This is a genomic window from Fictibacillus sp. KU28468, assembly GCF_026153615.1.
In the GTDB taxonomy this organism is placed as follows: domain Bacteria; phylum Bacillota; class Bacilli; order Bacillales; family Fictibacillaceae; genus Fictibacillus_C; species Fictibacillus_C marinisediminis.
On sequence record NZ_CP110666.1, the window covers coordinates 1,752,180 to 1,779,042 of the forward strand.

Consider the following 26,863-nt stretch of genomic DNA (forward strand, 5'->3'; position numbering starts at 1 on the left):
AGGTGATGAATATACTTCGTGACCGAGGGAAGATGAAGTGGCAAGGGATGTTTATGCCCGAACATGTAAAGAGTCTGCGGGAATTTGATTGGGACAATAAGAGGAAAACTAAACCTGAACTGGATGAACAGCAATTGGAGGTTATGGAGGAAACTATCTGCGAGGCAATGGCTGAAAATTTGGATTTATGCTTTACCTATTATAGAGGTGGAGATTTTCGTTTGTTGATTGGGAAGGTTCATTACATTGATCCTTACAGGAAAGAGCTGAGAATTGTGGACTTTCATAACGAGGTACATAAGGTAGTTTTTACAGATTTAGTTGATGTGAAAGTAAATCGTAATTAAACATTAAAAATGCTGTCAATTTCTAAAAAATAAATGTTATATTATGGAAAGGAGGGGTTGTATGAATACGAAAATTGAAACTTTATATAATGAATTTATAGCGGATGAGAAACTCAAGAATGGGACTAAATATGAAAGAATGGCTGCGGTTGTTTTTAAAATATTAAATGTCAATGATGTTGTAATTCACGATATGAAATTACGCGGGGATGGCAAAAAAACAGCTCATCAAATTGACGTAACTATTGAACAAGCATCAGTTTCAAAAAGGATTCTAATCGAATGTAAGGATTATGATAAAACAGTGGGGATAAGTATTATAAGAGATTTTTTCGGAGCAGTATCACAAATTAAACCAGATGATGCAATAGTTGTTACAACGATGGGTTATACACAAGGAGCTCGGAGCTTTGCAGAAGATGAAGATATAAAACTGGCCATTCTTAAGGATTTTAAGGAGGAAGATTGGGGAAATCGTATCAGGAAAATTCACATAAGAGGAATAATGACATTTATGAAAACCCCTACTTTAGGCTGGGTGTTTTCTGATGAGAAGGAATTAGAAAGAATTAATTCTTTAATAGGTGAAGAAGTGGGAAAATCCAAGGAAAAAAGAGATGTTGATACGGCTGAGACCTTTTTTTATAACAGAAATGGAGATCAACAAGAATCATATCAACAAGTTTTAAAACCAATATTCAACTTACTTCCAAGAAATCCTGGTCAAAAAACCAGCGGAAGATATGAATTTGACGACATAAAATATATTAAGTTAAATGGAATTTTAGTAGGTATAAGAGGATTTGATTATGAATATGAGAGTGATCAAAGTATATTTCATAGCATTATCGATGAGGGTGAAAAAATTGCCTTATTATTATTTAAGGTTTTGGATGGTACAATCGATAAGATAATATTTGATCAGGACTTAGATAAATGGACTTTCAATGCAAATGGTGAAGTAATTGAAAAGAACAGGAATGATGACAAAATAATATAATAAAAATGTAATTTAGCGATCATAAGCTATGTAGTGTTTGTCTTTATCTTGCATCATAAATAGCTTTAAATCATAAGGTTTAATTTTAAAAGAAAGCCTAATAACAAACATAGGACAACCGAACTGCTTCATATACATCCTCTGAGGTGATGAAGCAATTGTCAAAACACCTAGAGTTCGTATATCACCCTAAGAAGGATCAGGCACAAGAAGCAAACTGTGAGAAAGCAATGAAAGAACATCAGAAGTTAATTTGCTTTTTGGTACAAAAAGCATTAGAAAAAGCTGCTCCAAAGTGAGCGGCTTTTTCTCATTCCAGAGGTAAATATTTCTCCATCTTGTATATTCCTTAACCAGGCCTATAATGTTACATGAAGTGAATATACATATAGGAGAAAAATGAAACTTAAGGAGTACAAACATGATAGGAATTTATAGCCGTGTCAGTACCCTTGCTCAAGCTGAGGAAGGGTACAGCTTGGAGACCCAGGAAAAACTCTGTATGGATCGTGCGGTAAAGATGGGATACAGTACATCACAAATAAATGTGTACAGAGAGGGGGGGCGAAGTGGCGAAGATATTGACCGTCCTGAAATGAATAAGCTCAGAGAAGATACAGCCACAGGGAAAATTCATAAAGTAATCATTACGGATCCCGACCGTCTGACAAGGGATTTAACCGATAAACTCATCGTTTGTAAAGAATGGGACCGTCAAAACGTTGAAATCATATTTATTGATACGGAATACCAAAATACTCCTGAAGGCCAGATGTTTTTTAATATGCGTTCTGTTTTTGCTCAGTATGAATTAGCACAAATTCGAAAACGGACGACTAGAGGGCGACTAAGAGCCGTTGAGAAAGATAAGAAAGTTATGCCAATGCGTGTAGCCCCATATGGTTATGACTATAAAGATGGCCAATTAACGGTTAATGAAAAAGAAGCTAAGTTTGTTAGGAAGATCTACGGTTGGTACCTGAGTGGACATACTTTGCGTGAGATTGGGACCTTATTGTTTGAGGAAGGAGCAGTTCCTAAGCGAAAGGAAAGTAAAAACTTTGGAGCATCCTCAATCAGCAGAATATTGACTTCAGAAATTTACATTGGACAGTATATCTATAATAAACGTCAAGGAAAAAAGGTTTGGGGAGAGAAAACGGCATCTGGAAAAGCCAAGATGACTCGGACAGTTCGAGATGAAAATGATTGGATCAGAGTTGAAGTACCATCAATTGTTGATAAGATAACGTATGATTCAGCCCAAAAACAACGCGAGAAGAACACAAAGAAACGTGGAAACGTTAAATTTGAATATCTATTTAAAGGCATGATTCGATGCAAGTGCTGCAATCGAACCTGGGAATGTACGACATATAGTGGCAGAGAAGATAAAAAAACGGGAGAGAGGAAAAAGTATGGTGTATATCGTTGCCCTAACCTAAACCCTAAACGATATGGAGACGGAGTGAGTAAGTGTCCATCGATATCCATCCGTGTCGATGAAATTGAAGATTATATTTTGACTCTGATCCAAGATACATTGACTGACCACACTGCATTTGAAAAAGCCATTAAAGAACAAATGGAATCCTTCGATGAAACATTAGATAGTAAAATTGAAGACTTCAAGAAACAACTATTTAAAAAGCAGAATGAACGGGATCGTATAAAACAGATGTTTATCAAAAATGTCATCACAGAAGATGAAATGATAAAGGATATGAAAGCAATCAATAATGAACTAACAAGCATTAATGAAAAAATGGAATCTATACTGTCAAAACGGGATTTTCAAAATAGTCAAAGGCTATCTCAAGACACAATAGATGCGGTAATAGAAAATGTCCATAAATTATTTGAAAAAGACGGATTAACCTTTCTAGAGAAACGCCAGCTAATCGAGTTAATTATTGATGAAATCGAAATTGATGCAACTAATGAAAAGGTGGAGATTAGTATTAAGGGACCTTTGGATGACATCGTTTCATGTTCAGAACGCCAAGAAATTTGAAAATACAGGTGAAGATACCGAAGATCTGATTTCAATCGGAACCATTGGGCTGATCAAGGCAATAGAAAGCTATTCGAGAGGGAAGGGAACGAAGCTTGCGACGTACGCTGCGCGATGTATCGAAAATGAGATTCTTATGCATTTGCGTGCGTTAAAGAAGACCAAGAAAGATGTTTCTCTTCATGATCCGATCGGTACCGATAAGGAAGGCAATGAAATCACCTTGATTGATGTCCTGAAAGCGGAAACCGAGGATGTTGTCGATGCCATTCAGTTGAAAATGCAAAAAAAGAAAATCTATGATTACATTCATGTTTTGGATGATCGGGAGAAGGAAGTCATCGTCGGTCGGTTCGGACTGGATCTTCAGAAGGAAAAAACACAGCGGGAGATCGCGAAAATGCTGGGAATCTCCAGGAGCTATGTATCAAGGATTGAAAAGCGGGCCTTAATGAAACTGTTTCATGAGTTTTACCGAAGCCGGCAGCAGGGGCAGAAAGAAAAGCCCTCCTATTAATTAAATACAATAAAAGTACTGGCCAGAGAATGGACTCAGTACTTTTATTTTTGTTAAAGTTCTTTTAGTCGGTTTTATTGATTTGTTGTAGGTTGTGATTGAAGCGCCGATTGAAAAGCAGAAGGGTATAAGCAAGCATTTTCCCATCTGTTCGGGCATTCATTTGTTTCACAAATCTGCCGGGTCTAAATTAAAGAACCTCCTGGGTGTTATTGCCATTATTATCAGCAAGTTCTTATAATGAAGCGAAATAAAGGGGCTGTCCAGAAAGTCGAAAATTGACCTTCAGGCAGCCCCTTTTTGGCTTGAAAAATCTTCAATGAAAAGTTAATTGAAGTGGAAGATGCGAGACTCCTGCGGGACTAGCGTGACAGGTGAGACTCCCGCCGGTGCTTGCACCAAGAGGCTCACCGCACGCCCCGCGGAAAGCGAGCAGCCTGGAACGGAAATCAACAGCTTACAGACTTCTTGGACAGCCCCTTCTTGTTTATTAGAAATTCCCGCCGAATGTCTGGTAAATCAGAAGGGCATTCAAAAAGATAATGAGTGTGGCTACAATACATAATAAAACGTTCGTCAATGGACGATTCGCATATTTGCCCATAATCTTTTTATTGCGTGTAAACAAGATAAGCGGAATGATCGTAAACGGCAGCTGCATGCTGAGCACAACCTGGCTGACAACGAGTGCTTTCCACGTATCAATTCCCATCCCAATGATGATAAGAGCGGGAATCATCGTTACAACCCTTCTAACCCAGATTGGCAGTTTAACATTCAAGAATCCTTCCAATATATACTGTCCTGCCATTGTTCCTGTTACTGAGGACGATAAGCCGGCTGAGAGCAGCGCGATCGCAAAAGCAAGGCTGGCAAACCCGCCAAGCAGAGGAGTAAGCGTTGAATAGGCATCCTCGATCGATTTGACGCTCACTCCATTTTTGAAAAAAACTGCAGCTGCGACAATGATCATGGCCGAGTTAATGAACCAGGCAATGTTCAAAGCAAGAAGGGAATCTACGATGGCAAACTTATATACGCGATGATTATGTTTTGGCTGGTCCTTCTTCAAACGATTTTTCACTACCGAAGAGTGAAGAAAGATATTATGCGGCATCACGGTCGCACCGAGCATACCGATGGCCACTAAGATGCTGGCTGAATTAAGTTGAGGCACAACCATATGATAGCCTACTTGGGCAAAATCTGGTTTAGCATAAAATAATTCCAAGATATAAACAGCGGCTACGACTAACACGAAAGCCAGTATGACCTGTTCGATGAAACGATATCCATACTTATGAAGAAGCAAGATTCCAAATGTAACAGCTGCTCCGATCAATGCGGCTGGAAATAAAGGGATTCCAAGAAGTATATAGATCCCGAGTGCAGCACCGAGAAACTCTGCAAGATCGGTAGCCATGGCAGCAAGTTCTGCTGTTATCCATAAAAAAACAGCAACCGGCTTTGAAAAATGCTGGCGGCAGTTTTCTGCCAATGATTTTCCTGTAGCTACTCCGAGTTTGGCAGCTGTAATCTGTAAAAGAATCGCCATTAAATTACTAAGCAGGAGAACCCATAACAGCGTATAGCCAAACGTGGCGCCGCCTTCAATGTTCGTTGCCCAGTTACCAGGGTCGATATAGCCCACACTCACAAGAAACGCTGGTCCAAGAAAAGGAAACGCTCTGCGAAATTTACCTTTCTTAGGGATAGCAGCAGCTAGTGCTTTACTATTCATTATTGCTCACCTTCCTTGCAAAATAGGTCACAGGGTGTCCTTCAGGTTAAAAAGTTTCCTTTGTTCAACTTTTTGAGATTTGACTATAATATATGCGAGTAATCAGGAAAATGCAACAAATAAGAAATAAAAAAGGAAGCATCGGAATATATGCTTCCTTTCATCCTGTTAAAGTACATGAGGCACGATAAGAAAAATACTCAAAACAATGTTCACGACAGCATAGTATGAAACGGTTTCAAGAATACCTCAATCCTTATCCTTCGCCAGAGAAGGTCAAGTACTTCGGAGCAAAAGAATAAAAGGTGTGATTAAAAAACTTCTGTATAACGATAAATTGTGTAATTACGTACAACATTATTACTGCATTGGAAATCCAGGCAGGAGTTTATCGATTGGTATTTACTATATACATAATGAATAGAAAAATAATCGTGGGTACGACCCAGACTAATCCAGTGACCAGCATGAGAAAGAAGAAGATGACAGACATCAGGGTAGAATAACAAGCGTTGATCCAATCTTATTTGGTCAAAGTTCGGCGGATCTCAATTTCTTTTGGATCAGTCGTAGTTCCTTTTAACGTGTAGAGGTCTTCATTTTGTTTTTTCTTCTCCGGCAAAGTCAAGTCAGATCATCGTTTTTCCGGACAGCTGAAGCGGAGAAAGAGGCAATTTGTCATTCATGCTTCGTTTCTCGGACACCCACTAGATAAAGTTGATACTTTCCGTTTTTTACTTCAGTGAAGGCAATTTGCTTTTCACTGGTAACGAGAGGCAAAGATACGGAGCAGCTCCAATGAGGATCGGGGAGTGAAAGCTCCTTTTTTAAGTTCTGGACCAGTGTCATCGAGAGGATGGTGAGTAAGGATAATACCGGCAGCATGAAAATTTTTATTTTTCCTTTTCAATGTGATCCCCCTTTAAAAAAATGAATTAAGCAAGCTCTCTTGAAATACAACGAAATAGTAAGAAATTTACAATTTAATTAAAAAGGAAAACAGGAATTAGGATTGAACCTATTATTAAAGGGAATAGATGAAGTAAGAAATATACATAAGGAGGCTGCGGAATATGCAGGAAGTTTTGTTATTTGCAGTTATGATCCTGACATTAGTCTATTTCATGTATCTTTGCATCGCAGAATAGGTTTTTGGCTCTTTTCCTGTAAGGGAGAAGAGTTTTTTTATTTTAAATAAACTAAATAGTCGATTTTTAATGGGAATTTCATTATAATGGAAAAAGATCGAATACTTTATTTACAAGGGGGATTACCATGTTATTACAGGGATTGCGCGAGAGCTGGGATTTGGATTCTATATTCAGCGGAGGAAGCCGATCGGAAGAGCTTTTATCTGCTATCTCCAGCATTGAAGCACAGCTTGCGGCTCTAAACAAAAAGGTAGAAGACTTTCAATTTTCAAAGGAATCATTTCAGGTGATCGTGAAGGATGTTCAAGAAACAGCTGCCTTATTGAATGAATGTATATCCTATGTTGGGTGTCTTGCTGCTCAAGATGTTAATGACAAACAGGCTTTAAATCTTCGCGGAAAGCTCGAGTCTATGAATGCGGCCTACACTACCATTCTGGTGCTTCTTGATAATAAGATGGCTGAAATTCCGGATGAAGAGTGGAACGAAGCCCTTCAAAGCGAATATTTGTCCAGCATTGCATTTTCGTTAAATGAGAGACGTAATCTAGCGTCTCAAAAATTGTCTTATGAACAAGAAGCTTTGATGAATGACTTGGCCGTGGATGGATATCATAGCTGGTCTACCCTCTATGACACAGTCGTAGGAAAAATCGGCATCGAGGTAGAACTGAACGGCAAGAAGGAAACGCTTTCTGTCGGCCAGGCAGAAAACCGGATGACTAGTGCGGACAGGCAGGAAAGAGAAACGGTTTTCGCTAAATATACGGAAGCATGGGATCAGCAGGGTGATTATTGTGCAGAAGCATTAAATCATATTGCAGGATTCCGAAACAGCCTATATAAGCATCGCAAGTGGGACGAAGTGCTGAAAGAACCGCTTGATATCAACCGCATGTCCGCTGATACGCTGAATGCCATGTGGCAGGCAATCGAAGAGAATAAAGGTCTTTTCGTGTCCTACCTGGACAGAAAAGCTTCTCTCCTTGGCTTGGATAAATTAAGCTGGCACGATGTTGATGCACCGTTATCAAGTGCCGACAGCAAAATGAGCTATGATGAAGCGGCCAACTTTATTGTCGAGCAGTTTCAGTCCTTCAGCCCTAAGATGGCAGAGTTCTCAAAACAAGCTTTCGAAAAGCAATGGATTGAAGCTGAGGACCGGACAGGTAAAAGGCCTGGTGGATTCTGTACTGGTTTCCCAGTAAAGAACGAAACACGAATTTTCATGACGTTTTCGGGCACACCAAGCAATGTCTCTACTCTAGCACATGAACTTGGCCATGCCTTCCACTCATATGTAATGGAAGATATGCCTTATCTGGCTACTGACTATGCGATGAATGTCGCAGAAACTGCGTCTACTTTCGCTGAAATGGTCGTATCAGATGCTGCAGTAAAGAATGCGAAAACAAAAGAAGAAAAGATTGCCCTGCTAGAAGATAAAGCACAGCGCTCTGTAGCCTTCTTTATGAACATTCATGCCCGGTTCTTGTTTGAGACAAGATTTTATGAAGAGCGCAAAAAAGGGCTTGTACCTGTTGAGCGTTTGAATGAACTGATGGCTGAAGCACAAAAAGAAGCCTTCTGCGGCTCTCTTGAAAGCTATCATCCATATTTCTGGGCTTCAAAGCTTCATTTCTATATTACCGACGTTCCATTTTACAATTTCCCATATACGTTTGGGTATTTGTTCAGTGCCTGCATTTATGCGATTGCCAAAATAGAAGGCAGCAATTTCGAAGAGAAGTACATCGCTCTTCTCAGAGACACGGCAAGCATGACGGTCGAAGAATTGGCGATGAAACACTTGAATGAAGATGTAACCAAACCGGCGTTCTGGAAAAAGGGCATAGAGGTTGCAATGGAAGATGTGAAGGAATTTCTTGACCTGACAAAATAATAAGCCACAACAAAACCATGGCCCAAGTCGGCCATGGTTTTTAATTACCGTTTCTGGATGGAGATCGAACTGATCATTAGAAAAGCAAAAGCGATGATGAAAAACATAAAAACATATCCTGGAACAAAAGGGATAAGAAGATAGCACATGGCGATGATACACCCTGCCACTGTGATTGGAACACCAACGAAGGAACCGTTGAATTCGGTAATATTGAATCGTGCCAGACGGATCGCTCCACACACGATAAATAGAATGGTGAAAATAATGCCGGGAACCCCAAAATTGAAAAGAGAGCCCTGATACAGCAAGAATGCAGGTGCAATCCCGAAGGAAATTAAGTCACACAGAGAATCCAGCTGCTTACCAAATTCTGATTCTATGTTTAATTTCCGTGCAACCATACCATCAAATCTGTCAAAAAGGCCTGCTAGAAAAATTAGAATAAAGCCAACTTTTAAATCATCTTTAAAAATAAACATCAAAGCGAGAGCACCTAGTGAAAGGTTGATCAGCGTAAGAACGTTGGCCGTTTGGCCTTTCATTTTCTTAACTGTAGAGTCAACCCGCTCTCTTGCAATCATGGACATAACATCACATCGCTCTCTGTACCTTTCTTCATCTGAATGGAAAGAGTACTTGTGTATTAATATTATTCACTGTAAATGAAATATATTTGATTCTTATCATTATATGTTAATTTTATAAAATTGGAAAGGGGTTAATTGGAAATAAGTCCCTGTTTCTGTTTCTTCCTATTAAATAGAAAAATAAAAAAAGGTAAGACTTTGAAATAGAACACTGTATCATTTCAGGAAAACATGCCTACTATTAAAACATAAAAAAAAGCCCATTTTTTAGTGATGGGCTTTCCAAAAGTGAGTGCTGAGACGGGTCTGAAGTGATCTGCGTTCGATCTCTTTTTGAATCAATGAAATAAAGTCTGTACTTAATTGAAGTTCTTTCGCTTTAAAATAAGATTCGATCAACAGTTCGTCCGATAAGTTTTCCATAAGTGAGATGCCAATCGGGTGGCATGTTCACCTCCTGTTTTTAATGCATATTGATGCATTTTCATCGCTGTATGTGTCATGATTTCTCATAGATCCGCATAAACTATAAGTTCTGGTAGTTTTCTAAAATCAGCTTAACATGAAACATGAAACAGAACAATCGTTCGATTATCCACAATGTTTGGTGGATAACTTGTGGGTAGACTGTAGATAAGACAGAAAATTCTGCTCATTGCATAGAGGAACAATGTTAATAAAGTTATCCACATTGTCGGAATGCGAACATTTTGTCGAAAACTTTTCTTTAAAAGGATGCATCCTTTCCAGGCAAATGTAACTGAAAACAATAAAAAAGTTGTTACCCGTCGAATAACTGGTACAATGTAAAAGTGTAATCTGAATGAATAGTATAGAGGTGTCCAGCATGTTAAAAAATTTTTTGCCGGATGAACATGTCCAGAGCATTTTTGATATAACCCCTGAAATGCTAGTGAAACGAAATGTAAAAGGGATCATTACAGACCTGGATAATACCCTGGTTGAATGGGATCGGCCGGAAGCTACTCCTGAACTTTTAAAATGGTTTAGCTCTTTTAAAGAGAAGGGAATTTTAATTACAATTGTTTCAAATAACACGCAGCAGCGTGTGAGCAGCTTCTCCGATCCTGTTAAAATCCCGTTTATTTATAGTGCCAGAAAACCAATGTCCCGTGCATTCAAGCGGGCTATTCGCGATATGAAACTTCAACGAGAAGAAATTGTAGTTATCGGCGATCAGCTCCTGACGGATGTCCTTGGCGGGAATCGGCTGGATCTCCATACGATCATGGTTGTACCTGTGGCAAGCACCGATGGTCTATGGACAAGAGTAAACAGGAAAATTGAAAGAATGATTTTATCATGGATGAAAAGGAAAGGCATGCTTAACTGGGAGGAATAAGATTGAAGGAACAAATTAAGTGTATTGGATGCGGAGCACCCATTCAGACCGAAAATAAGGACGAGCTAGGCTATGCACCGCCGTCCAGTTTAAAAAGGGATGCTGTGATCTGCCAGCGCTGTTTCCGTCTTAAGCATTATAACGAGATTCAAGATGTCAGTCTTACCGATGACGATTACCGGAAAATTTTGTCAGGCATTGGAGAAACAGATGCCCTTGTCGTCAAAATTGTAGATATCTTTGATTTCAACGGCTCGTGGCTTCCTGGTATACACCGCTACATTGGACGCAATAAGCTTATACTTGTAGGAAACAAGGTGGATTTGCTTCCAAAATCGGTCAATAAAAACAGGATGACTCAATGGATGTCAACTATGGCAAAGGAACTTGGTGTAAAGGCAGAAGAAGTACACCTTGTTTCTGCAGCGAAAGGCAACGGCCTGTTGAACGTAGCTGAACGGATTGATGAACTGAGAGATGGCAAGGATGTCTACGTTGTCGGCTGTACCAATGTAGGAAAGTCCACTTTCATTAATGGTCTGATCAAACAGCTTGGAACAGAGAAGGATGATATTATCACAACCTCTCACTTTCCTGGTACAACATTGAATTTGATCGATATACCACTTGATGCTGAAACAGCACTGTATGATACGCCGGGAATCATCAACCATCACCAGATGGCTCACTTTGTCGGGAAGAATGAATTGAAAATCATCATGCCCAAAAAAGAGATTAAGCCGATGGTTTATCAGGTAAATGAAGGCCAGACTTTATTTTTAGGCGGACTGGCCAGGTTTGATTACATCAGTGGGGGACGAAGATCATTTGTCTGCCACGTTTCCAATGAGTTAACCATTCATAGAACCAAGCTTGAAAAGGCGGATGAACTATACAAGAACCACCTGGGTGATCTTTTATCGCCTCCTTCAGAAGCGGAGAATCTGCCGCCGCTCAGAAGACATGAATTTAAGATCAAAGATAAAGATACTGATGTTGTCTTTTCTGGACTTGGATGGGTGTCGGTTAAAGAACCGGGCGCTCAAATCGCAGCTTATGCACCTGAAGGCGTTGCGGTAACATTGAGGCCTTCACTCATATAGCCGGGAGTGATCAAAATGAAAAAATTAGTCGGTCTAATTGGATATCCTGTCAGCCATTCCATGTCACCGGAGATGCATAACGCAGCTTTCCAAAAATCAGGGCTTTCTTTTTATTATGACAAATATGAAGTTCATCCTGATCGTTTGGAAGAGGCAGTTTACAATATGAGAACAGAGGGTTTTGCAGGCTGGAATGTGACGATTCCGCATAAACAAACCATTATGCCTTATCTGGACGAAATTTCGGACGAGGCTAAAAAGATCGGAGCCGTAAATACGGTGGTGAATGAGAACGGAAAGCTGATTGGATACAATACGGACGGGGCCGGTTTTGTAAAAGGATTAATGCGGCATGTCCATTTTCCTATTGAGCAAGCGAAGGTTCTTATTATTGGAGCAGGCGGGGCATCTAGAGCCATTGGTTATGCTCTGGCGCAAACGGCTCCTAAATCCATCGTCATTGCTAACCGGACGATGGAAAAAGCAAGAGATATTCAAAAAGAGTGTTTGAGAGAGCATGACAAGGTGATGAGCTTACAAGAAGCAGCTGCCGTTCTTTCAGATTTTCAAATCGTAATTAACACGACGTCTATCGGAATGAAAAATGATGGGAGCACTCCTATCGATCTCCTTCATCTTGCACCGGGTACAGTGCTCTCCGATATCATATACAACCCGTATAAAACTGCTTTTTTGCAGGAAGGTGAGAAGCGGGGAGCAGTTATTGACAACGGAGTGTCCATGCTGGTTCTTCAAGGTGCTCTTTCTTTTGAGAAGTGGACAGGTATGCAGCCAGACATCGAACTGATGGAAACGATCGTGATCGAGAAATTGGGAGGAAATTATGTTAACAGGTAAACAAAAACGTTTTTTACGTTCAAAAGCAAATCCGATTCAGCCTATTTTTCAAGTAGGAAAAGGCGGAGTCAACAGTAATATGGTCAAGCAAATTGAAGATGCACTTGAGGCGCGTGAGTTAATCAAGATCAGCATCCTCCAAAATTGCGAGGAAAGCAAGGAAGACGTCGCTCAGGCATTGGTTAAAGGCGCAAAGGCCAACCTCGTGCAAGTGATTGGAAATGTCATTATTCTCTATAAAGAATCTAAAGAAAATAAAGAGATTGTACTTCCGTAAAGGATTGATTACATGGCGAGAATCGGTATTTTCGGCGGCTCTTTCCACCCTCCGCATAACGGGCATCTTCTCATTGCCCAGGAGGCATTAGCCGCATTTTCACTTGATAGGGTTGAATGGCTACCGGCAAGCCATCCGCCTCATAAGGATTTGGTATCAGGTGTTTCAGCAGAGGATCGGATCGACTTAGTAAAAGCTGCCATCCAGGGAAATTCTAAATTTTCCCTCTCTCTTATAGAGTTTGAAAGGGAAGGCCCTTCATATACTATAGATACCATCAGGGAACTGAAAAAGAGGGAACCGAACCATCATTATTTTTTCATTATTGGCGGTGACATGGCTGATTCGTTATCCACTTGGCATGGGATCGAGGAGCTTAGCCGGCTTGTAACCTTTATCGGTATTAACCGCAGTGGCCATCCCCTTGATGATAACCATAATCCTTATGGAGTCCAGTTGCTGGAAGTACCGGTTTTTGATGTTTCTTCGACCCTGATCAGAAAGAGAATAGCAGCTGGAGAGAACACAAAATATTTAATTCCGGATGATGTAAGAAAAATTATAGAGGTGAAGGGACTTTATGGATCGAGAAAAAGCCCTTGAAATTGTTAAGGCTCAATTAACGGAACATCGGTACATTCATACACTTGGTGTAATGGAAACGGCTATCGAGCTTGCAGACCGATATGGAGCAAGCAAGGAAAAAGCCGAACTTGCAGCCATATTTCATGATTATGCCAAATTCCGTTCAAAGGATGAGATGCGGGAGATAGTCATGCAGCAGGGCATGCCAGAGAGCCTCCTTCATTATGGTACAGAACTTTTGCATGCCCCGGTTGGTGCTTATCTGGTGAAAGAAGAAGCAGGAATCGAAGACCTTGAGGTACTCGAGGCTATCGCCTATCACACGACGGGCAGAGCAGCGATGGGTACGCTTGAGAAAATTATTTTTCTTGCGGATTATATCGAACCGGGCAGGAATTTTCCGGGCGTTGATGAAGTCCGTCAACAGGCTAAGGAAAACCTGAACCTCGCTTGTATTCAGGCATTAAAAAATACTGTAGGATTCTTAATGAAACAAAATCAACTGATATACCCGGAAACAATTTATACGTACAACAGCTTGTTGGCTGAAGTGAAAAACAAAAAGTGAATGGAGGAAAATAATTTTGAAAGAACAGGAACTAATTGAGTTAGTCGTAAAAGCGGTGGATGACAAACGGGCGGAAGATATTATGATGCTCGATATGAAAGGCATTTCCCTTGTTGCTGATTATTTCTTAATCTGTCATGGGAACTCCGAAAAGCAGGTGCAGGCCATTGCTAAGGAAATTAAAGATGTAGCAGCTGAAAAAGAGATCATCATCAAGCGCATGGAAGGCTATGACCAGGCGAGATGGGTCCTTGTTGATATGGGAGATATGGTTGTCCATGTATTCCATCGTGATGAGAGATCTTATTATAACCTGGAGAAGCTTTGGGGAGACGCCCCTACCGTTGATCTGAATAAGATCCTTTCCTAATTGAGGAGCAGCGATGAGCTATCAACAATTTGCGTATTACTATGATCAGCTAATGGAAGATGCACCGTATGATCAATGGGTTGCTTTTTTTAAACAGGCCGTTCAGTCATATGGGGGAAACGTCAGCAGTGTCCTGGATCTTGGCTGCGGTACAGGGTCTGTGTCCATCCGCTTATCAAAACAGGGTTATGACGTAACTGGCGTTGACCTTTCTGAGGACATGCTGGTGATGGCAAATGAAAAATCCTTGCAGCAGAAGGTGCCCGTACAATACATTCAGCAGGATATGACGGAACTGGAAGGGCTTCAGGAATTTGATGCTGCCGTCATTTTTTGTGATTCACTTAATTATATTCTTTCTGAAGAAAAGGTCTTGGCTGCGTTTCAATCCGTTTATCAGCATTTAAAAGAAGACGGCCTCTTTTTATTCGATGTACACAGTCTTTATAAAATTCATAACATATTTATGGGCAGCACGTTTGGATCCAACGAAGAGCAGCTTTCGTATATTTGGCAGTGCTATGAAGGGGAAGAACCAGACAGTGTTGAACATGAGCTTAGTTTCTTTGTTCAAGAGGACGAAAACCGTTATATACGATTTGATGAAGTACATATTCAAAGAACCTTGTCAATTGAGGTTTATAAAAGGATGCTTCAAAGCACCGGATTTCGAGTTATGGCAGTAACAGGAGATTTCTCTCAGGATGATATTCAGCCTGAAGCCGAACGTATATTCTTCATCTGTAAAAAATAAAAAATAAGCCATGGATTGGCTTATTTTTTATTTTATTCTTGAAGGAATATTTCAAATGCTGCCGAATGATTACTTTAATTCCTCTTTTACCTCGAACTGTTCACTGATTTTTTCACACTCATCGTGGTATTTTGCATGCGTACGGTCTATGACTTTATCGAAAACATCACCTGCTCCCTCGTTCAATATTCTTATTCCTTCACCAGTAATTCCGCCCTTCACGCAAACTTTCTCAATGAGTGAAGGCAAAGAAAACACTTCGTTCTCCAGCAATTTTCCCATTCCAATAATCATTTCACTGGCAAGCAATGTCGCCTGGTTTTTTGTCAAATCTGTTTTTTTAATGGAACTGTCAACAAAACATTGTACGAGATACCCAATGAATGCCGGGCCGCAGCTTGCGATATCGGATGAGATGCGTGTCACATTTTCATCGATGATCACTGGTTTAGAGATAAACGACATCAATGATAAGAGTTTCTCTTTGTATTCCGTGTGGCATTTCGAACCAAATGTGATCAATGAGGTTCCTGAAAGGGCACGGTTTGTGATGCTTGGAATGGCGCGGGCGACACTGCAATCAAGCAAGTTTTCAATTTGTTCACAGGAAATGGGGCTTGTGATCGAGACCACGAGTTTATGTTTGGATATAAACTTTTTATTTTCAGAAAGAACATCATAGAATTGATGCGGCTTTACACAGATGAAAAGGATATCGGCAAAACGGATCACCTCTTCAGCTGTTGCTCCCACTCGGAGTTTGGGGTGGGCAGACTGCAGAGTTTCTGCTTTAGAAAGCGTCCGGTTTGTGACCATTATACGTGAAGGCTGTACAGCCGATGATTCTATAAAAGATGACACTAAAATGCTCCCCATGTTCCCGGTTCCAATAAAACCTAGTTTCACTTTAACTCCTCCTCTCCCTTATCTTTCCTACCTTGATGTATATGCTTGATTTGCCCAGAATATGAAAATTGAAATAAACGTATTTAAAGGAGATGAATGATGATCAGAAAATATGATGGAGCCGTTCGCAAACTCAGGTACATTCTTCCTGCTGCGGCATGTTTGTTAGCCGCAATTTTCTATTTTGCAGGAAAAATGCCGGATGAAGTAGAGCCTGCGCAAGGCATACCGGTCGAATTGATGGAGAATAAAGGGGCAGCGAGTAAAATAACCCCTATTGCAAAGGATGCAGATTCTCAGAGAATTGAGATCGATATAAAAGGTGAAGTAAGGAAACCGGGAGTGTACGAGATGAAGCAAGGGGACCGAGTGATTGATGCTGTTAATCGAGCAGGAGGTTTTTCGAAAAAAGCGGAGGAAAAAGGAGTTAACCTTTCAGCACGGGTAAAGGATGAAATGCTTCTTTACATCCCAGCTAAAGGCGAAGAACGGTTGCCGGTTGGGCCTGATACAGGAGGACAGGATGGTGGTGGCACAACAAAGGTTAATATTAATTCTGCAGCAGAGCAGGAGCTGGAAACGCTGAATGGCATAGGTCCTTCTAAAGCCAAAGCGATCATGGCCTATCGTGAAGAGAACGGACCGTTTAAAACGATTGAGGATTTGCTGAATGTACCAGGAATTGGAGAAAAGTCTCTGGAAAACATGAAGGAACAGATTGAGGTTGACTAAGTTATCATTGACTCAAAGCAGCGTAAATGCCTACACTAAAAATAAATAAGATTGGAGGAGAAAAGATGGACCGTATTTCCTGGGATGAATATTTTATGGCACAGAGCCATCTGCTTGCCTACAGAAGCACATGTACAAGACTTGCGGTGGGAGCAACAATCGTAAGGGATAAAAGGATCATTGCGGGTGGCTACAATGGTTCCATATCCGGGGGCGTGCATTGCATAGATGAAGGTTGTTATGTGATAGACGGCCATTGTGTGAGGACGATCCATGCCGAGATGAATGCCATTTTGCAATGTGCAAAATTTGGTGTACCAGTGGAGGGGGCAGAAATGTATGTCACCCATTTTCCTTGTCTGCATTGCTGCCGTACGATTATTCAGAGCGGAATAAAGACACTTTACTATGCCAAAGATTATAAGAATCACCCGTACGCAATTGAACAATTTAAAGAAGCAGGACTGGTTGTGAAGCAAGTCCCTTTTAATGACCATAATATCAACCCTAATTACATAGAACAGATGGAATTAACCTTTGAACTGTTGCGAGCTGTAGAGGAAGGTGGAGCGGGAGATCAGGAAAAACTTGAGGCTTTGAAAAGCAAGGTGCAGCATCTGTATCCCCGTTCTTTGCACTTGGAATAAAACATGAGAGCCGGATACTTCTACGCGATAAGTGCGGCAGCAGGCGTTTTTTTATCATCTTACCATTACATCTGGGCGATCGCAGGCATCGCTCTTTTTTATGGCAAAAAAGGTGCGAATACGTTGACCATCAGCTTTTGCTTAGCCGTATTTGTATTCTTTTACGTCTATTACCAGTTTACCGATAAGCAAAATGTGACGAAGTTTTCTGGAGATGAACGAACCTTTACCGGGACCGTCATGACCATTCCGGAGATTGACGGAGATTTACTATCCTTCAAACTTCAAACAAAACATGAGAAATTTGTTGTTCACCATATCATACCATCTCATGGGATGCAGAAACGGCTTAAACAGCATCTTCATCAGGGGATGGTCTGTACGTTTGATGGGGAACTGATCGTCCCTGAGGGGCGGGGAAATTTCGCAGGAATGGATTACGCCTCGTACTTAAAACGCCAGAGAATCCACTGGAGCATAAAGGCGGCCCATCTTTCAGTCTCTGCTTGCCGGGATAAACCGCCTGATCTATTGGGGCATGCAGCTGCTTTTCGTGAAAAGGGCATCCGTCTGATAGAAAAAGTGGTTGAAGAGGATGTCTCCGGGATAATCAATGCTCTGGTATTTGGCTATCGTGAAAAAATACCGGTCGATATTGATGAGGCCTACCAGCGAATGGGTTTGTCACATTTGCTTGCGGTATCAGGGTTTAATGTGGCGATCATCATGGGCATGCTCTTTGCGGGCAGTCTTCGAATGGGCATCACCAGGGAAAGAGCAGCTCTAGGTATCGCTTCGGTCCTGCCTCTTTATGTTGTGATGACCGGCAGTGAAGCTTCCATAGTCCGTGCAGGTATTATGGGTATGGCGCTGCTGATGTTCCGGCGATATAGAAGGAGGATTCATCCGTTGTCACCTGTGAGCGGTGTGTGCCTTCTTATGCTTCTGATGAACCCTTATTACGTTTTTCAACTTGGTTTTCAGCTATCTTTTATGAATGTGTTTGCTTTACTGATATCATCGCGTCTGATCTTCAGCCGATATACCTCCTACTTAGCTCAAGCTTTGGTAACTACCCTCATATGCCAAATTGTTTCTTTCCCCGTCATTATCTATCATTTTTATGAAACGTCATTATGGTCAGTGCCTCTGAACCTTCTGTTTATTCCCTTACTGTCTTTTGTGGTTCTGCCCCTTGCCTGTCTTTCACTTCCGATTATGTTCCTATCGCTCAATGCAGCTAAAATAATCCTTTATCTTCCTGTCATCCTCATGAAATTCACAAATTCAATCCTTCTTCACGCGCAGAAGAACAATCTTAATTTTGTGTTTGGACAGCCTCCTGCCTATCTTATCCCGATCTATTATTTTGGGATCTTCAATTTGTTCGTTCAATGGGAAAGGTATGGATGTCATAAGCGTCTGCTTTATCCTGCTTCCTTTCTTGTTTTGGCCGGTGTTTTTCATTGGAATGTTCATTCCCTTGATCCAAGCAGCACAATTACCTATTTAAATGTTGGGCAGGGAGACAGCACCTTGATTGAACTTCCATTCAGGCAAGGGGTTTATTTAATAGATACGGGAGGAACACTGAATTTTGAAAAGGAAGAATGGAGAAAAAGAAAGGTGGATTATAATATTACGAAAGAGGTCGTTCTGCCCGCGTTAAAAGCGCGGGGGATCCGGAAGATCGATAAATTGATATTGACGCATGGAGACATGGATCACATCGGCGGGGCGGAAACGGTTCTGTCTGGAGTCAGGATAGGTGAACTGTTGTATCCAAAAGGCACAATTGACGGAGTGCTGGAAACCAGTGTGCTGAATCATGCGGCCAGTCTGGATATTCCTATTCGTGTTACTCAGCGCGGTCAAAGGTGGTCGGTTGGGGATCATCTTTTTTATGTACTTTCTCCTTATGGTGATGAGACCGAGAGCAATGCCCAATCCATCGTCCTATTAGCAAAGATGAAGCATTTTTCCTTTCTATTCACTGGGGATTTAGAAGAAGAAGGGGAAAAGCGTATTTTAAGTGGAAATGCCCCTTTAAAGGCAGATTTTTTAAAGGCTGGCCATCATGGGAGTAAAACGTCGTCCTCACAGGCTTTTATCGACGCTGTTGATCCCATTTATGCGGTCATATCAGCCGGGAAAAACAATCGGTACGGACATCCACATCCGGATGTTGTGTCACGTTTCAAAAAAAATGCTGCGGTCATTTTTCGTACCGATCAGCTTGGGGATATCGAGATCCAAATGCTGGGTCACAAGTTAAAGATACATCACAGTGTAACCGGATCCAAATAAAAAGAAGCCTTTTTCAGGCTTCTTTTTATTGATTATGTAGCGATAAGTTTGATAATAACTCCAATTGCAAAGATTAACGTGAAAAAACCAAAGGACCAAACGAAGCCCATGCCTGAATCGATTAAATCATTGCGTTTGCTTTGGACGTCTTTTTCGAAATGATTCATTTCCGCAACCCTCCCGTTTCGATAATAAGTATAAGTCATTCAGATAAAAAAATCCATATTTGATTGGAAGCGTTGTCTATAAAAAGCATATTCTTTTCCTTTTTTGCTAACTGTTGTCACCAATACTGCAGATTGGCATAGGATATCATAACATTACAAGGAATAGAGCGGTTTACTCGCTGTTCACTGGGAGTCCCGGGGTCTTGGTGATCAGCGTTTAATATAAATGAAGAAGCAGCAAAAGCTGCTTCTTCTTTTTGGTTTGATTCCTATTGAAAAAAACAGCTATACGGCATACGATAGGAACAGAGAAAGTTTGAGGTGAGTGGTTTTGTCGATCGTCCCATTACAAAAAAAGTTGAAACAGAAGGAATTTTCTCCGTATTATGTTCTGTTCGGAACTGAATCTTATATTATTGAGCAAGCCATATCCGCCATTGTGAAGCATTCGCTGAATGAAGAGGATAAGGATTTTAACTTCTCTGTATATGATTATATGGAAACTCCTATACAAGCGATTATGGAAGATGCGGAAACGCTCCCGTTTATGGGGGACAGGCGTGTTGTCGTCGTGAAAAATGCTTATTTTCTAACAGGGGTAAAGGACAAGAGCAAAGTTGAGCATGATCTTGCAACCGTTGAAAGATATATTCAGAATCCAGCTGAGTTTACGCTTCTCGTTTTCGTGGTCCCAGCTGAGAAATTAGATGAACGAAAGAAAATAGTTAAAACGCTGAAAAAGTCAGGAGAACTGATCGCAGCTACCCCTTTAAGCGGTGATTCGGCAGTGGAATGGATTAAGGACCGGGCGATTCAGCGGCAAGTGCACATCGATACAGATGCAGCGCAATATTTGACGGCCAAGGTAGGAAATGAATTGATGGCACTCATTCAGGAAATGGACAAACTGGCATTATTCGTTGGGGCTGGCGGAAATATCACGATACCCGTCATTGATGAACTTGTACCGAGAACACTGGAAGATAATATTTTTTCGCTCATTGATGATATTGTTCATAAAAAAATTGACGCTGCACTAAGAACTTTTTATGACCTAGCCAAGCAGAATGAGGAACCGATTAAAATTCTTTCCCTAATGGCAAGACAGTTTCGTATTATATACGGGGTGAAAGAACTTTTTTCAAAAGGCTATGGAGAAAAACAGATTGCAGGAGCTTTAAAGCTGCATCCCTATGCAGTAAAGCTGGCTTCCAGACAAGCGAGGCTTTTTGAGGAAGAAGAGCTTCTCAGCATGCTGGATCGCATAGCTGAGGCGGATTATGAGATGAAAACAGGGAAAATGGATAAACAGCTTATTTTGGAACTGATTATGCTGAAGATGGCAAATTAAAAAACGTCCAGCCGATTGGATATCGGCTGGACATTTTTTGTTCATGCTGTGTTAAATCATACTGTTGATATTGTTTTAGGTTGCCAAAAACCATCCATTTGGCAATTATAGGGTCATTTTTTTAAGGAAAATGAAAAATACCGATTTATGTTTAAAAAATCTGATTTATGTTTAAACGCGACAACTTACGACAGGGTTCAACGCATTCGTTTTAAACCAGAACATCACGGACAACATGGTGAATCTTTTATTATTATTAATATGGAATGTCATTTTTTTGAAAAGCGACTGTTAACAGTCGCTTTTCAAAAAAAGACATGAAAAAACGACCTGTAAGGCCGTTTCGTGTCATTTCCCGTGATTATGCATTGATTCCGTTTAACGCTTTAGCAAGACGAGACTTCTGACGGGAAGCTGCATTTTTATGGATAAGTCCTTTAGTTGCCGCTTTATCAACTTTTTTAGTAGCAACTGTGAAAGCTTCTTTAGCACCTTCAGCATCTTTGTTAGCGACCTTAGTTTCAAAGTTTTTCACAGCTGTACGCATAGCAGACTTTAAAGAAGCATTATGAACACGGTTCTTATCGTTTGTTTTTACACGTTTAATAGCAGATTTAATATTAGCCAATCCATTCACCTCCCTAACATTGCAACTGGATTGCAAAAAAATAGGACACAGAGTATTTTATCAGTTTAATTCTTCAATTGCAATACAAGAATGAAATGGCTTTTTAATGGCAAAAATAGAGACAATATATCTCTATCACAGGACGGTGCCAAAATGAACAACAAAGATTTGGATCTGAACAACTATTCCATTCGGACAGACTTAGCGATCGAAGCACATGAAATGCTGGTAAATGAAGAGAAGATGAAGGAGAAGGAGAGCTCTGTTAAAGGCATCATCATCAAAGAACGGGATCATGATGGAATTAAATATACGAGGGTAGAGATAGATGAAAATGGGGCACAGGCTACCGGGAAAAAACCGGGTACATATTTAACATTCGAGATGCAGGGGATTAGGGAAAAGGATTCGGAGCTTCAGGAACGGGTGCAGGAGGTCTTTGCCCGTGACTTTAAAGACTTTATTAATGAACTTGGAATTCAGGATGATGACACGTGCCTGGTTGTCGGTCTTGGAAACTGGAATGTTACTCCTGATTCTCTAGGACCCAACGTAGTGGAAAATCTATTGATCACAAAACATTTATTTGCTCTGTCGCCTGAAAATGTGGAAGAAGGGTTCCGCCCGGTCTGTGCCATCTCGCCTGGGGTCATGGGTATAACAGGGATCGAAACGAGCGATATTATTGAAGGCGTCATTCGAAAAGTTAACCCTGATTTTGTGATCGCGATCGATGCTCTGGCTTCGAGATCGCTCGAGCGGGTAAACACGACTATTCAAATCTCTGACAGTGGAATCCATCCAGGGTCTGGTGTCGGCAACAAAAGAAAAGAGTTGAGCAAAGACACACTGGGTATCCCAGTTATCGCGATCGGTATTCCTACCGTTGTCGATGCCGTTACGATCACGAGCGATGCCATTGATTATATCCTCAAACATTTTGGCAGGGAGATCAAAGAAAAGGATAAGCCGTCCAAGTCTCTCGCACCAACATGGATGACGTTTGGGGAAAAGAAAATTCTGAAGGACGACGATCTTCCGCCAGAAGCGGAACGGCAATCCTTCCTGGGAATGATAGGAACCCTTGATGAAGATGAAAAAAGAATGCTGATTCGGGAGGTCCTCTCTCCAATCGGACATAATCTCATGGTAACGCCAAAAGAGGTGGATACATTTATAGAGGACATGGCAAATGTTCTTGCCGCAGGATTGAACACAGCGCTTCACAGGCAGGTTGACCAATCCAATAGTTCTTCCTATACGCACTGACACATAAAAGGACAAGCTGTTTCATAGGATGTAAAGAAACCAATGGTAAACGGGGTGGGTCCTGTGGGTAAATTTATGCTGAAGTGTTTTCTGATCACGGCTGTATTGTTTTTCGGTGTCCTGCTTGGAATGCAGAGGGCCTCAGTAGGGATGAATCATTTAAAAGGCAATTCGGACACAGGTAAGGCTTTGGCGATAAAGGAAAGCAAGGGACATACTGATGCTGAAGTACTGGGGGCTGCAATAGATGCTAAAGATTTAACAGCGAAACAGAAACAATTAGAAGAGTCTAAAGCCTTCAACTTCTTTTCTTCGCTGGGTGAGAAAGTGTCTGTTCTCATTTCATCTCTTTTTCGAGCGGTCATCGGTCTTATCTCCGCAATACTTTCACAGATATTTGGATCATTAAGCTGACAGTTATTTTCATTTAAGAAAAATAACTGTTTTTTCATGTTTGTTATCCAGTGGAACATTTCAAGGCGTCTCCACTTTTCATTTGGTTCAGCATTGAACAACGGTCTTTGTATTGCTATAATCTAAAATAGTGTACTTTGCGCAAAATGTAGGAGTGAAATGAATGAATCGAGAACAAAAACTGGACAGGCAATCAAGGATTCGCAATTTTTCCATCATTGCTCATATTGACCATGGAAAATCAACGCTGGCTGACCGGATCCTTGAGAAAACCAGCGCCTTGACTCAAAGAGAAATGAAAGAACAGCTTCTGGACTCTATGGACCTTGAACGTGAACGGGGGATAACCATAAAGCTGAATGCTGTTCAGTTAAACTACAAAGCTAAAGATGGAGAAGTGTATACATTTCACCTGATTGATACTCCAGGACATGTTGACTTCACGTATGAAGTATCAAGAAGCCTTGCAGCCTGTGAAGGGGCGCTTCTGATTGTTGACGCTGCCCAGGGAATCGAAGCCCAAACCCTTGCTAATGTTTATCTTGCACTAGAGAATGATCTGGAAATCCTTCCTGTCATTAATAAGATCGACCTTCCGAGTGCTGAACCGGAGAGAGTGAGGCAGGAGGTTGAAGATATCATCGGGCTTGATGCATCCGAAGCTGTTTTAGCTTCAGCGAAAGCTGGGATCGGGATTGAAGAAATACTGGAACAGATTGTCGAAAAGGTGCCAGCGCCATCTGGAGATCCGGACGGCCCGCTTCAAGCTCTTATTTTCGACTCGCTTTATGATCCATACCGGGGAGTAGTAACGTATATCCGTGTAACCGAAGGCACGGTTAAAATCGGCGATAAAATCAAAATGATGGCGACAGAGAAAGAATTTGAGGTAGTGGAACTCGGTGTGTTCACGCCAAAAGCTGTCAACAAGGATTTCTTAACAGTCGGTGACGTAGGCTACTTGACTGCTGCCATTAAAAATGTAGGCGATACTCAAGTCGGGGATACCATTACGAGTGCTGTCAAACCAGCCAGCGAACCGCTGCCTGGGTACCGAAAAATGAACCCGATGGTATATTGCGGATTATATCCAGTTGATAACGCAAAATATAATGATTTGCGCGAGGCATTGGAACGGCTTGTTTTAAATGATTCTGCTCTTCAATATGAACCTGAGACCTCTCAAGCACTCGGGTTCGGCTATCGCTGCGGATTCTTGGGGCTGCTTCACATGGAGATTATTCAGGAGAGGATCGAACGTGAATTTAACATTGACCTCATTGCAACAGCGCCAAGTGTAATTTACAATGTTTTGTTAACTGACGGTGAAGAGATGATTGTTGATAACCCGGCCAACATGCCGGAAGCACAGCTCCTGCAAAAGGTAGAAGAACCTTATGTAAAAGCGACGATTATGACACCGAATGATTATGTAGGGACCATCATGGAAATCTGCCAGAAAAAACGCGGGATTTTCCAGACGATGGATTACCTGGAAAATAACCGGGTAAATGTGCTTTACGAAATCCCTCTCTCTGAAATTGTCTATGATTTCTTTGACCAGCTGAAATCGAGCACGAAAGGCTATGCTTCACTTGACTATGAGTTGATCGGCTACAAGCCTTCCAAGCTGGTTAAGATGGATATATTGCTAAACGGAGAAAAAATCGATGCTCTTTCTGTCATCGTTCATAAAGATTTTGCTTATGAACGCGGAAAGGTAGTCGTTGAAAAGCTTAAAGAACTGATTCCTCGCCAGCAGTTTGAGGTACCTATTCAAGCCTCAATCGGACAAAAGATCATTGCAAGGTCCAATATTAAAGCACTTCGTAAAAACGTTCTTGCCAAGTGTTACGGCGGAGATATTTCCCGTAAAAGAAAATTGCTTGAAAAGCAAAAAGAAGGTAAGAAGCGCATGAAAACCATTGGACGAGTCGAGGTGCCGCAGGAAGCCTTCATGGCGGTACTGCGAATGGACAACGATTAATTCCACAACGAAATAAAATAAGCAACAGGACGAGACCGCATATTTTTGCGGTCTTTCACAAATTTTAGACAAGAAAGCAGGGATCATATGCCAGAAGCGGCTTATTTTCATATCCCGTTCTGTGTGAACATTTGCCATTATTGCGATTTTAACAAGGTGTTCCTAAAAGGACAGCCCGTTAACGAATATTTAACCTATATGGAAAAAGAAATGATCAACACAGTTAGACAGACCCCATATTCCAGGATGAAAACCATCTTTGTCGGCGGAGGTACGCCCACTGCACTCGATTATGAACAATTTGAAACGTTTCTTAAGATGGTGAACCGACACTTTTCTTTTGACGAACTCGATGAATTCACCGTAGAAGCTAATCCGGAACAAACGGATCGAAAGAAACTGGAGATCATGGAGGCCTATGGAGTGAACAGGCTGAGCATTGGTGTGCAGGCCTTTCAGGAACAGCTTTTAAAAGAACTTGGACGGACACATGTGAAAAAGGACGTTATTCGAACAGTCTCAGAAGCAAAAGCTGTTGGCATCGAGAATATTTCTCTGGATATTATGTTCGGACTGCCCCTTCAAACCGTTGATATGCTAAAAGAAACGCTCGAAATTGCATTTTCATTAAACGTCCCCCATTTCTCGGCCTACTCCCTTCAGCTTGAAAAAAAGACGGTGTTTTACAATCGTGCGGTAAAAGGGGACTTGCTGCTGCCGGAGCAGGAGGAAGAAGCCCAAATGTATGAAGTCCTTATGGAACAGATGGAGAAGCACGGTTATGTCCAGTATGAAATTTCAAACTTTGCGAGACCCGGTTATGAAAGCAAGCATAATCTGCAATACTGGGATAATAACGAATACTTTGGCATAGGAGCCGGTGCCCATAGCTATGTAAATGGCAAACGAATGGCCAATGCAGGGCCATTGAAGAAATATATGTCGTTGATCGATGAAACAGGCTTTCCTTATGTTCATTCTGAAACGCTGGCTCCATCAGCTAAAATGGAGGAAGAACTTTTTATGGGATTGAGAAAAATGGATGGTGTATCTGATACCCGATTTAAACAAAGGTACGGAAAGTCCATGTATGAAGTATTTGGCCCGCAGATCGAACAGCTGCTGGCAAAGGGGTGGCTTAAAAAGTCCGGTGACAGGGTATCACTGACGAAGGATGGAACGTTTTTAGGGAATGAAGTGTTTCAGGAATTTATCGGTGTGGTTTAATCGTTGACAATCTTCAGTTGCTTTTGGTAATTTAATATTAGATTTAGCACTCGCTCTTTCGGAGTGCTAACAGCCTCGGAGGTGAAA

Annotated in this window: 29 protein-coding genes; 21 read left to right on the forward strand and 8 right to left on the reverse strand. The window is 41.2% G+C overall.

Features of this window, described 5'->3' with window-relative positions:
* Positions 1-5: 5 nt before the first annotated feature.
* From OKX00_RS08990 to sigK, 4 genes are all read left to right on the forward strand, one after another.
* Positions 6-347 carry a YolD-like family protein gene (locus tag OKX00_RS08990; protein WP_265410168.1) on the forward strand — a complete coding sequence of 114 codons (342 nt, stop codon included), beginning with the start codon at positions 6-8 and terminating at the stop codon, positions 345-347.
* Positions 348-408: 61 nt separating this feature from the next.
* Positions 409-1,347: a restriction endonuclease gene (locus OKX00_RS08995; protein ID WP_265410169.1), complete on the forward strand. Its 939-nt coding sequence runs from the start codon at positions 409-411 to the stop codon at positions 1,345-1,347.
* A gap of 421 nt (positions 1,348-1,768) precedes the next feature.
* Positions 1,769-3,361 carry a recombinase family protein gene (locus OKX00_RS09000; protein ID WP_265410170.1) on the forward strand — a complete coding sequence of 531 codons (1,593 nt, stop codon included), beginning with the start codon at positions 1,769-1,771 and terminating at the stop codon, positions 3,359-3,361.
* Positions 3,324-3,878 carry an RNA polymerase sporulation sigma factor SigK gene (gene sigK, locus OKX00_RS09005; protein ID WP_416054316.1) on the forward strand — a complete coding sequence of 185 codons (555 nt, stop codon included), beginning with the start codon at positions 3,324-3,326 and terminating at the stop codon, positions 3,876-3,878. The genes OKX00_RS09000 and sigK overlap by 38 nt, the downstream gene beginning before the upstream one ends.
* A 327-nt stretch (positions 3,879-4,205) precedes the next feature.
* Here sigK and OKX00_RS09010 read toward each other — a convergent pair whose 3' ends face one another.
* From OKX00_RS09010 to OKX00_RS09020, 3 genes are all read right to left on the reverse strand, one after another.
* Positions 4,206-4,331: a hypothetical protein gene (locus tag OKX00_RS09010; RefSeq protein WP_255357535.1), complete on the reverse strand. Its 126-nt coding sequence runs from the start codon at positions 4,329-4,331 to the stop codon at positions 4,206-4,208.
* A gap of 37 nt (positions 4,332-4,368) precedes the next feature.
* Positions 4,369-5,619, reverse strand: coding sequence for an Nramp family divalent metal transporter (locus OKX00_RS09015; protein ID WP_265410171.1), 1,251 nt, complete (start codon positions 5,617-5,619; stop codon positions 4,369-4,371).
* 760 nt (positions 5,620-6,379) lie between these two features.
* Entirely contained in the window at positions 6,380-6,529 is a 150-nt protein-coding gene (locus tag OKX00_RS09020; protein WP_265410172.1) for a hypothetical protein, read from the reverse strand.
* Between the two features lie 365 nt (positions 6,530-6,894).
* Between OKX00_RS09020 and OKX00_RS09025 the strand changes: the two genes are divergently transcribed.
* Positions 6,895-8,673, forward strand: coding sequence for a M3 family oligoendopeptidase (locus tag OKX00_RS09025; RefSeq protein ID WP_265410173.1), 1,779 nt, complete (start codon positions 6,895-6,897; stop codon positions 8,671-8,673).
* Between the two features lie 44 nt (positions 8,674-8,717).
* Here the strand turns inward: OKX00_RS09025 and pssA are convergent, their stop codons facing one another.
* Together pssA and OKX00_RS09035 are read right to left on the reverse strand one after the other, a co-directional pair.
* On the reverse strand, positions 8,718-9,257 hold the full coding sequence (gene pssA, locus OKX00_RS09030; RefSeq protein ID WP_062237009.1) for a CDP-diacylglycerol--serine O-phosphatidyltransferase: 540 nt from the start codon (positions 9,255-9,257) through the stop codon (positions 8,718-8,720).
* 273 nt (positions 9,258-9,530) lie between these two features.
* Positions 9,531-9,686, reverse strand: coding sequence for a sporulation histidine kinase inhibitor Sda (locus tag OKX00_RS09035; RefSeq protein ID WP_053357805.1), 156 nt, complete (start codon positions 9,684-9,686; stop codon positions 9,531-9,533).
* A gap of 424 nt (positions 9,687-10,110) precedes the next feature.
* Here OKX00_RS09035 and OKX00_RS09040 point away from each other — a divergent pair, with 424 nt between their 5' ends.
* From OKX00_RS09040 to OKX00_RS09075, 8 genes are read left to right on the forward strand one after another with little or no spacing between them, the layout of a single operon-like run.
* Positions 10,111-10,626, forward strand: a complete 516-nt coding sequence (locus OKX00_RS09040) for a YqeG family HAD IIIA-type phosphatase (RefSeq protein WP_062234812.1) — start codon at positions 10,111-10,113, stop codon at positions 10,624-10,626.
* Positions 10,627-10,628: 2 nt separating this feature from the next.
* The gene (yqeH, locus tag OKX00_RS09045) at positions 10,629-11,729 is read left to right on the forward strand and encodes a ribosome biogenesis GTPase YqeH (protein ID WP_265410174.1); all 1,101 of its coding nucleotides are present in this window, start codon (positions 10,629-10,631) and stop codon (positions 11,727-11,729) included.
* Positions 11,730-11,744: 15 nt separating this feature from the next.
* Complete coding sequence (gene aroE, locus OKX00_RS09050; RefSeq protein WP_265410175.1) at positions 11,745-12,587, forward strand: shikimate dehydrogenase; 843 nt, start codon at positions 11,745-11,747, stop codon at positions 12,585-12,587.
* The gene (gene yhbY, locus OKX00_RS09055) at positions 12,574-12,864 is read left to right on the forward strand and encodes a ribosome assembly RNA-binding protein YhbY (protein WP_053357809.1); all 291 of its coding nucleotides are present in this window, start codon (positions 12,574-12,576) and stop codon (positions 12,862-12,864) included. The genes aroE and yhbY overlap by 14 nt, the downstream gene beginning before the upstream one ends.
* A gap of 12 nt (positions 12,865-12,876) precedes the next feature.
* Positions 12,877-13,467 carry a nicotinate-nucleotide adenylyltransferase gene (locus OKX00_RS09060; RefSeq protein ID WP_082683431.1) on the forward strand — a complete coding sequence of 197 codons (591 nt, stop codon included), beginning with the start codon at positions 12,877-12,879 and terminating at the stop codon, positions 13,465-13,467.
* The gene (gene yqeK, locus OKX00_RS09065; RefSeq protein WP_062234827.1) at positions 13,445-14,017 is read left to right on the forward strand and encodes a bis(5'-nucleosyl)-tetraphosphatase (symmetrical) YqeK; all 573 of its coding nucleotides are present in this window, start codon (positions 13,445-13,447) and stop codon (positions 14,015-14,017) included. Before OKX00_RS09060 ends, yqeK begins: the two co-directional genes overlap by 23 nt.
* 16 nt (positions 14,018-14,033) lie before the next feature.
* A complete protein-coding gene (gene rsfS / locus OKX00_RS09070) occupies positions 14,034-14,387 on the forward strand; it encodes a ribosome silencing factor (RefSeq protein ID WP_062234829.1) in 354 nt (117 codons plus the stop codon).
* 13 nt (positions 14,388-14,400) lie between these two features.
* Positions 14,401-15,141: a class I SAM-dependent DNA methyltransferase gene (locus tag OKX00_RS09075; RefSeq protein ID WP_265410176.1), complete on the forward strand. Its 741-nt coding sequence runs from the start codon at positions 14,401-14,403 to the stop codon at positions 15,139-15,141.
* A 69-nt stretch (positions 15,142-15,210) separates the two neighbouring features.
* Here the strand turns inward: OKX00_RS09075 and comER are convergent, their stop codons facing one another.
* Positions 15,211-16,047 carry a late competence protein ComER gene (gene comER / locus OKX00_RS09080; RefSeq protein ID WP_265410177.1) on the reverse strand — a complete coding sequence of 279 codons (837 nt, stop codon included), beginning with the start codon at positions 16,045-16,047 and terminating at the stop codon, positions 15,211-15,213.
* Positions 16,048-16,143: 96 nt separating this feature from the next.
* On the opposite strand from comER, the gene OKX00_RS09085 reads away from it, so the two are divergent.
* The 3 genes from OKX00_RS09085 (at position 16,144) to OKX00_RS09095 (ending at position 19,733) form a co-directional block, all read left to right on the forward strand.
* Positions 16,144-16,779: a helix-hairpin-helix domain-containing protein gene (locus tag OKX00_RS09085; RefSeq protein WP_265410178.1), complete on the forward strand. Its 636-nt coding sequence runs from the start codon at positions 16,144-16,146 to the stop codon at positions 16,777-16,779.
* 65 nt (positions 16,780-16,844) lie between these two features.
* A complete protein-coding gene (locus tag OKX00_RS09090) occupies positions 16,845-17,426 on the forward strand; it encodes a ComE operon protein 2 (protein ID WP_265410179.1) in 582 nt (193 codons plus the stop codon).
* Positions 17,427-17,429: 3 nt separating this feature from the next.
* Entirely contained in the window at positions 17,430-19,733 is a 2,304-nt protein-coding gene (locus OKX00_RS09095; RefSeq protein WP_265410180.1) for a DNA internalization-related competence protein ComEC/Rec2, read from the forward strand.
* Between the two features lie 32 nt (positions 19,734-19,765).
* Here OKX00_RS09095 and OKX00_RS09100 read toward each other — a convergent pair whose 3' ends face one another.
* Entirely contained in the window at positions 19,766-19,900 is a 135-nt protein-coding gene (locus OKX00_RS09100; protein WP_082316196.1) for a YqzM family protein, read from the reverse strand.
* Positions 19,901-20,231: 331 nt separating this feature from the next.
* On the opposite strand from OKX00_RS09100, the gene holA reads away from it, so the two are divergent.
* Positions 20,232-21,251 carry a DNA polymerase III subunit delta gene (gene holA / locus OKX00_RS09105; protein WP_265410181.1) on the forward strand — a complete coding sequence of 340 codons (1,020 nt, stop codon included), beginning with the start codon at positions 20,232-20,234 and terminating at the stop codon, positions 21,249-21,251.
* A 361-nt stretch (positions 21,252-21,612) separates the two neighbouring features.
* Here the strand turns inward: holA and rpsT are convergent, their stop codons facing one another.
* Positions 21,613-21,879: a 30S ribosomal protein S20 gene (gene rpsT / locus OKX00_RS09110; RefSeq protein WP_062234841.1), complete on the reverse strand. Its 267-nt coding sequence runs from the start codon at positions 21,877-21,879 to the stop codon at positions 21,613-21,615.
* A 153-nt stretch (positions 21,880-22,032) separates the two neighbouring features.
* On the opposite strand from rpsT, the gene gpr reads away from it, so the two are divergent.
* The 4 genes from gpr (at position 22,033) to hemW (ending at position 26,776) form a co-directional block, all read left to right on the forward strand.
* A complete protein-coding gene (gene gpr / locus OKX00_RS09115) occupies positions 22,033-23,148 on the forward strand; it encodes a GPR endopeptidase (RefSeq protein WP_265410182.1) in 1,116 nt (371 codons plus the stop codon).
* Between the two features lie 129 nt (positions 23,149-23,277).
* Entirely contained in the window at positions 23,278-23,562 is a 285-nt protein-coding gene (locus OKX00_RS09120; protein WP_265410508.1) for a DUF3679 domain-containing protein, read from the forward strand.
* Positions 23,563-23,725: 163 nt separating this feature from the next.
* A complete protein-coding gene (lepA, locus tag OKX00_RS09125; protein ID WP_062234847.1) occupies positions 23,726-25,549 on the forward strand; it encodes a translation elongation factor 4 in 1,824 nt (607 codons plus the stop codon).
* A gap of 87 nt (positions 25,550-25,636) precedes the next feature.
* Complete coding sequence (gene hemW, locus OKX00_RS09130) at positions 25,637-26,776, forward strand: radical SAM family heme chaperone HemW (protein ID WP_265410183.1); 1,140 nt, start codon at positions 25,637-25,639, stop codon at positions 26,774-26,776.
* The last annotated feature ends 87 nt before the right edge of the window (positions 26,777-26,863 follow it).

Coding starts and splice junctions, on each gene's coding strand:
- OKX00_RS08990 (WP_265410168.1), top strand. CDS start 6: ATGAATATACTTCGTGACCGAGGGAAGATGAAGTGGCAAGGGATGTTT.
- OKX00_RS09015 (WP_265410171.1), bottom strand. CDS start 5,619: ATGAATAGTAAAGCACTAGCTGCTGCTATCCCTAAGAAAGGTAAATTT.
- hemW (WP_265410183.1), top strand. CDS start 25,637: ATGCCAGAAGCGGCTTATTTTCATATCCCGTTCTGTGTGAACATTTGC.
- gpr (WP_265410182.1), top strand. CDS start 22,033: ATGAACAACAAAGATTTGGATCTGAACAACTATTCCATTCGGACAGAC.
- pssA (WP_062237009.1), bottom strand. CDS start 9,257: ATGATTGCAAGAGAGCGGGTTGACTCTACAGTTAAGAAAATGAAAGGC.
- OKX00_RS09100 (WP_082316196.1), bottom strand. CDS start 19,900: ATGAATCATTTCGAAAAAGACGTCCAAAGCAAACGCAATGATTTAATC.
- yqeK (WP_062234827.1), top strand. CDS start 13,445: ATGGATCGAGAAAAAGCCCTTGAAATTGTTAAGGCTCAATTAACGGAA.
- OKX00_RS09085 (WP_265410178.1), top strand. CDS start 16,144: ATGATGATCAGAAAATATGATGGAGCCGTTCGCAAACTCAGGTACATT.
- lepA (WP_062234847.1), top strand. CDS start 23,726: ATGAATCGAGAACAAAAACTGGACAGGCAATCAAGGATTCGCAATTTT.
- OKX00_RS09090 (WP_265410179.1), top strand. CDS start 16,845: ATGGACCGTATTTCCTGGGATGAATATTTTATGGCACAGAGCCATCTG.
- aroE (WP_265410175.1), top strand. CDS start 11,745: ATGAAAAAATTAGTCGGTCTAATTGGATATCCTGTCAGCCATTCCATG.
- OKX00_RS09000 (WP_265410170.1), top strand. CDS start 1,769: ATGATAGGAATTTATAGCCGTGTCAGTACCCTTGCTCAAGCTGAGGAA.
- OKX00_RS09035 (WP_053357805.1), bottom strand. CDS start 9,686: ATGGAAAACTTATCGGACGAACTGTTGATCGAATCTTATTTTAAAGCG.
- OKX00_RS09095 (WP_265410180.1), top strand. CDS start 17,430: ATGAGAGCCGGATACTTCTACGCGATAAGTGCGGCAGCAGGCGTTTTT.
- OKX00_RS09060 (WP_082683431.1), top strand. CDS start 12,877: ATGGCGAGAATCGGTATTTTCGGCGGCTCTTTCCACCCTCCGCATAAC.
- OKX00_RS09075 (WP_265410176.1), top strand. CDS start 14,401: ATGAGCTATCAACAATTTGCGTATTACTATGATCAGCTAATGGAAGAT.
- OKX00_RS09025 (WP_265410173.1), top strand. CDS start 6,895: ATGTTATTACAGGGATTGCGCGAGAGCTGGGATTTGGATTCTATATTC.
- OKX00_RS09120 (WP_265410508.1), top strand. CDS start 23,278: ATGCAGAGGGCCTCAGTAGGGATGAATCATTTAAAAGGCAATTCGGAC.
- OKX00_RS08995 (WP_265410169.1), top strand. CDS start 409: ATGAATACGAAAATTGAAACTTTATATAATGAATTTATAGCGGATGAG.
- OKX00_RS09040 (WP_062234812.1), top strand. CDS start 10,111: ATGTTAAAAAATTTTTTGCCGGATGAACATGTCCAGAGCATTTTTGAT.
- sigK (WP_416054316.1), top strand. CDS start 3,324: ATGACATCGTTTCATGTTCAGAACGCCAAGAAATTTGAAAATACAGGT.
- yhbY (WP_053357809.1), top strand. CDS start 12,574: ATGTTAACAGGTAAACAAAAACGTTTTTTACGTTCAAAAGCAAATCCG.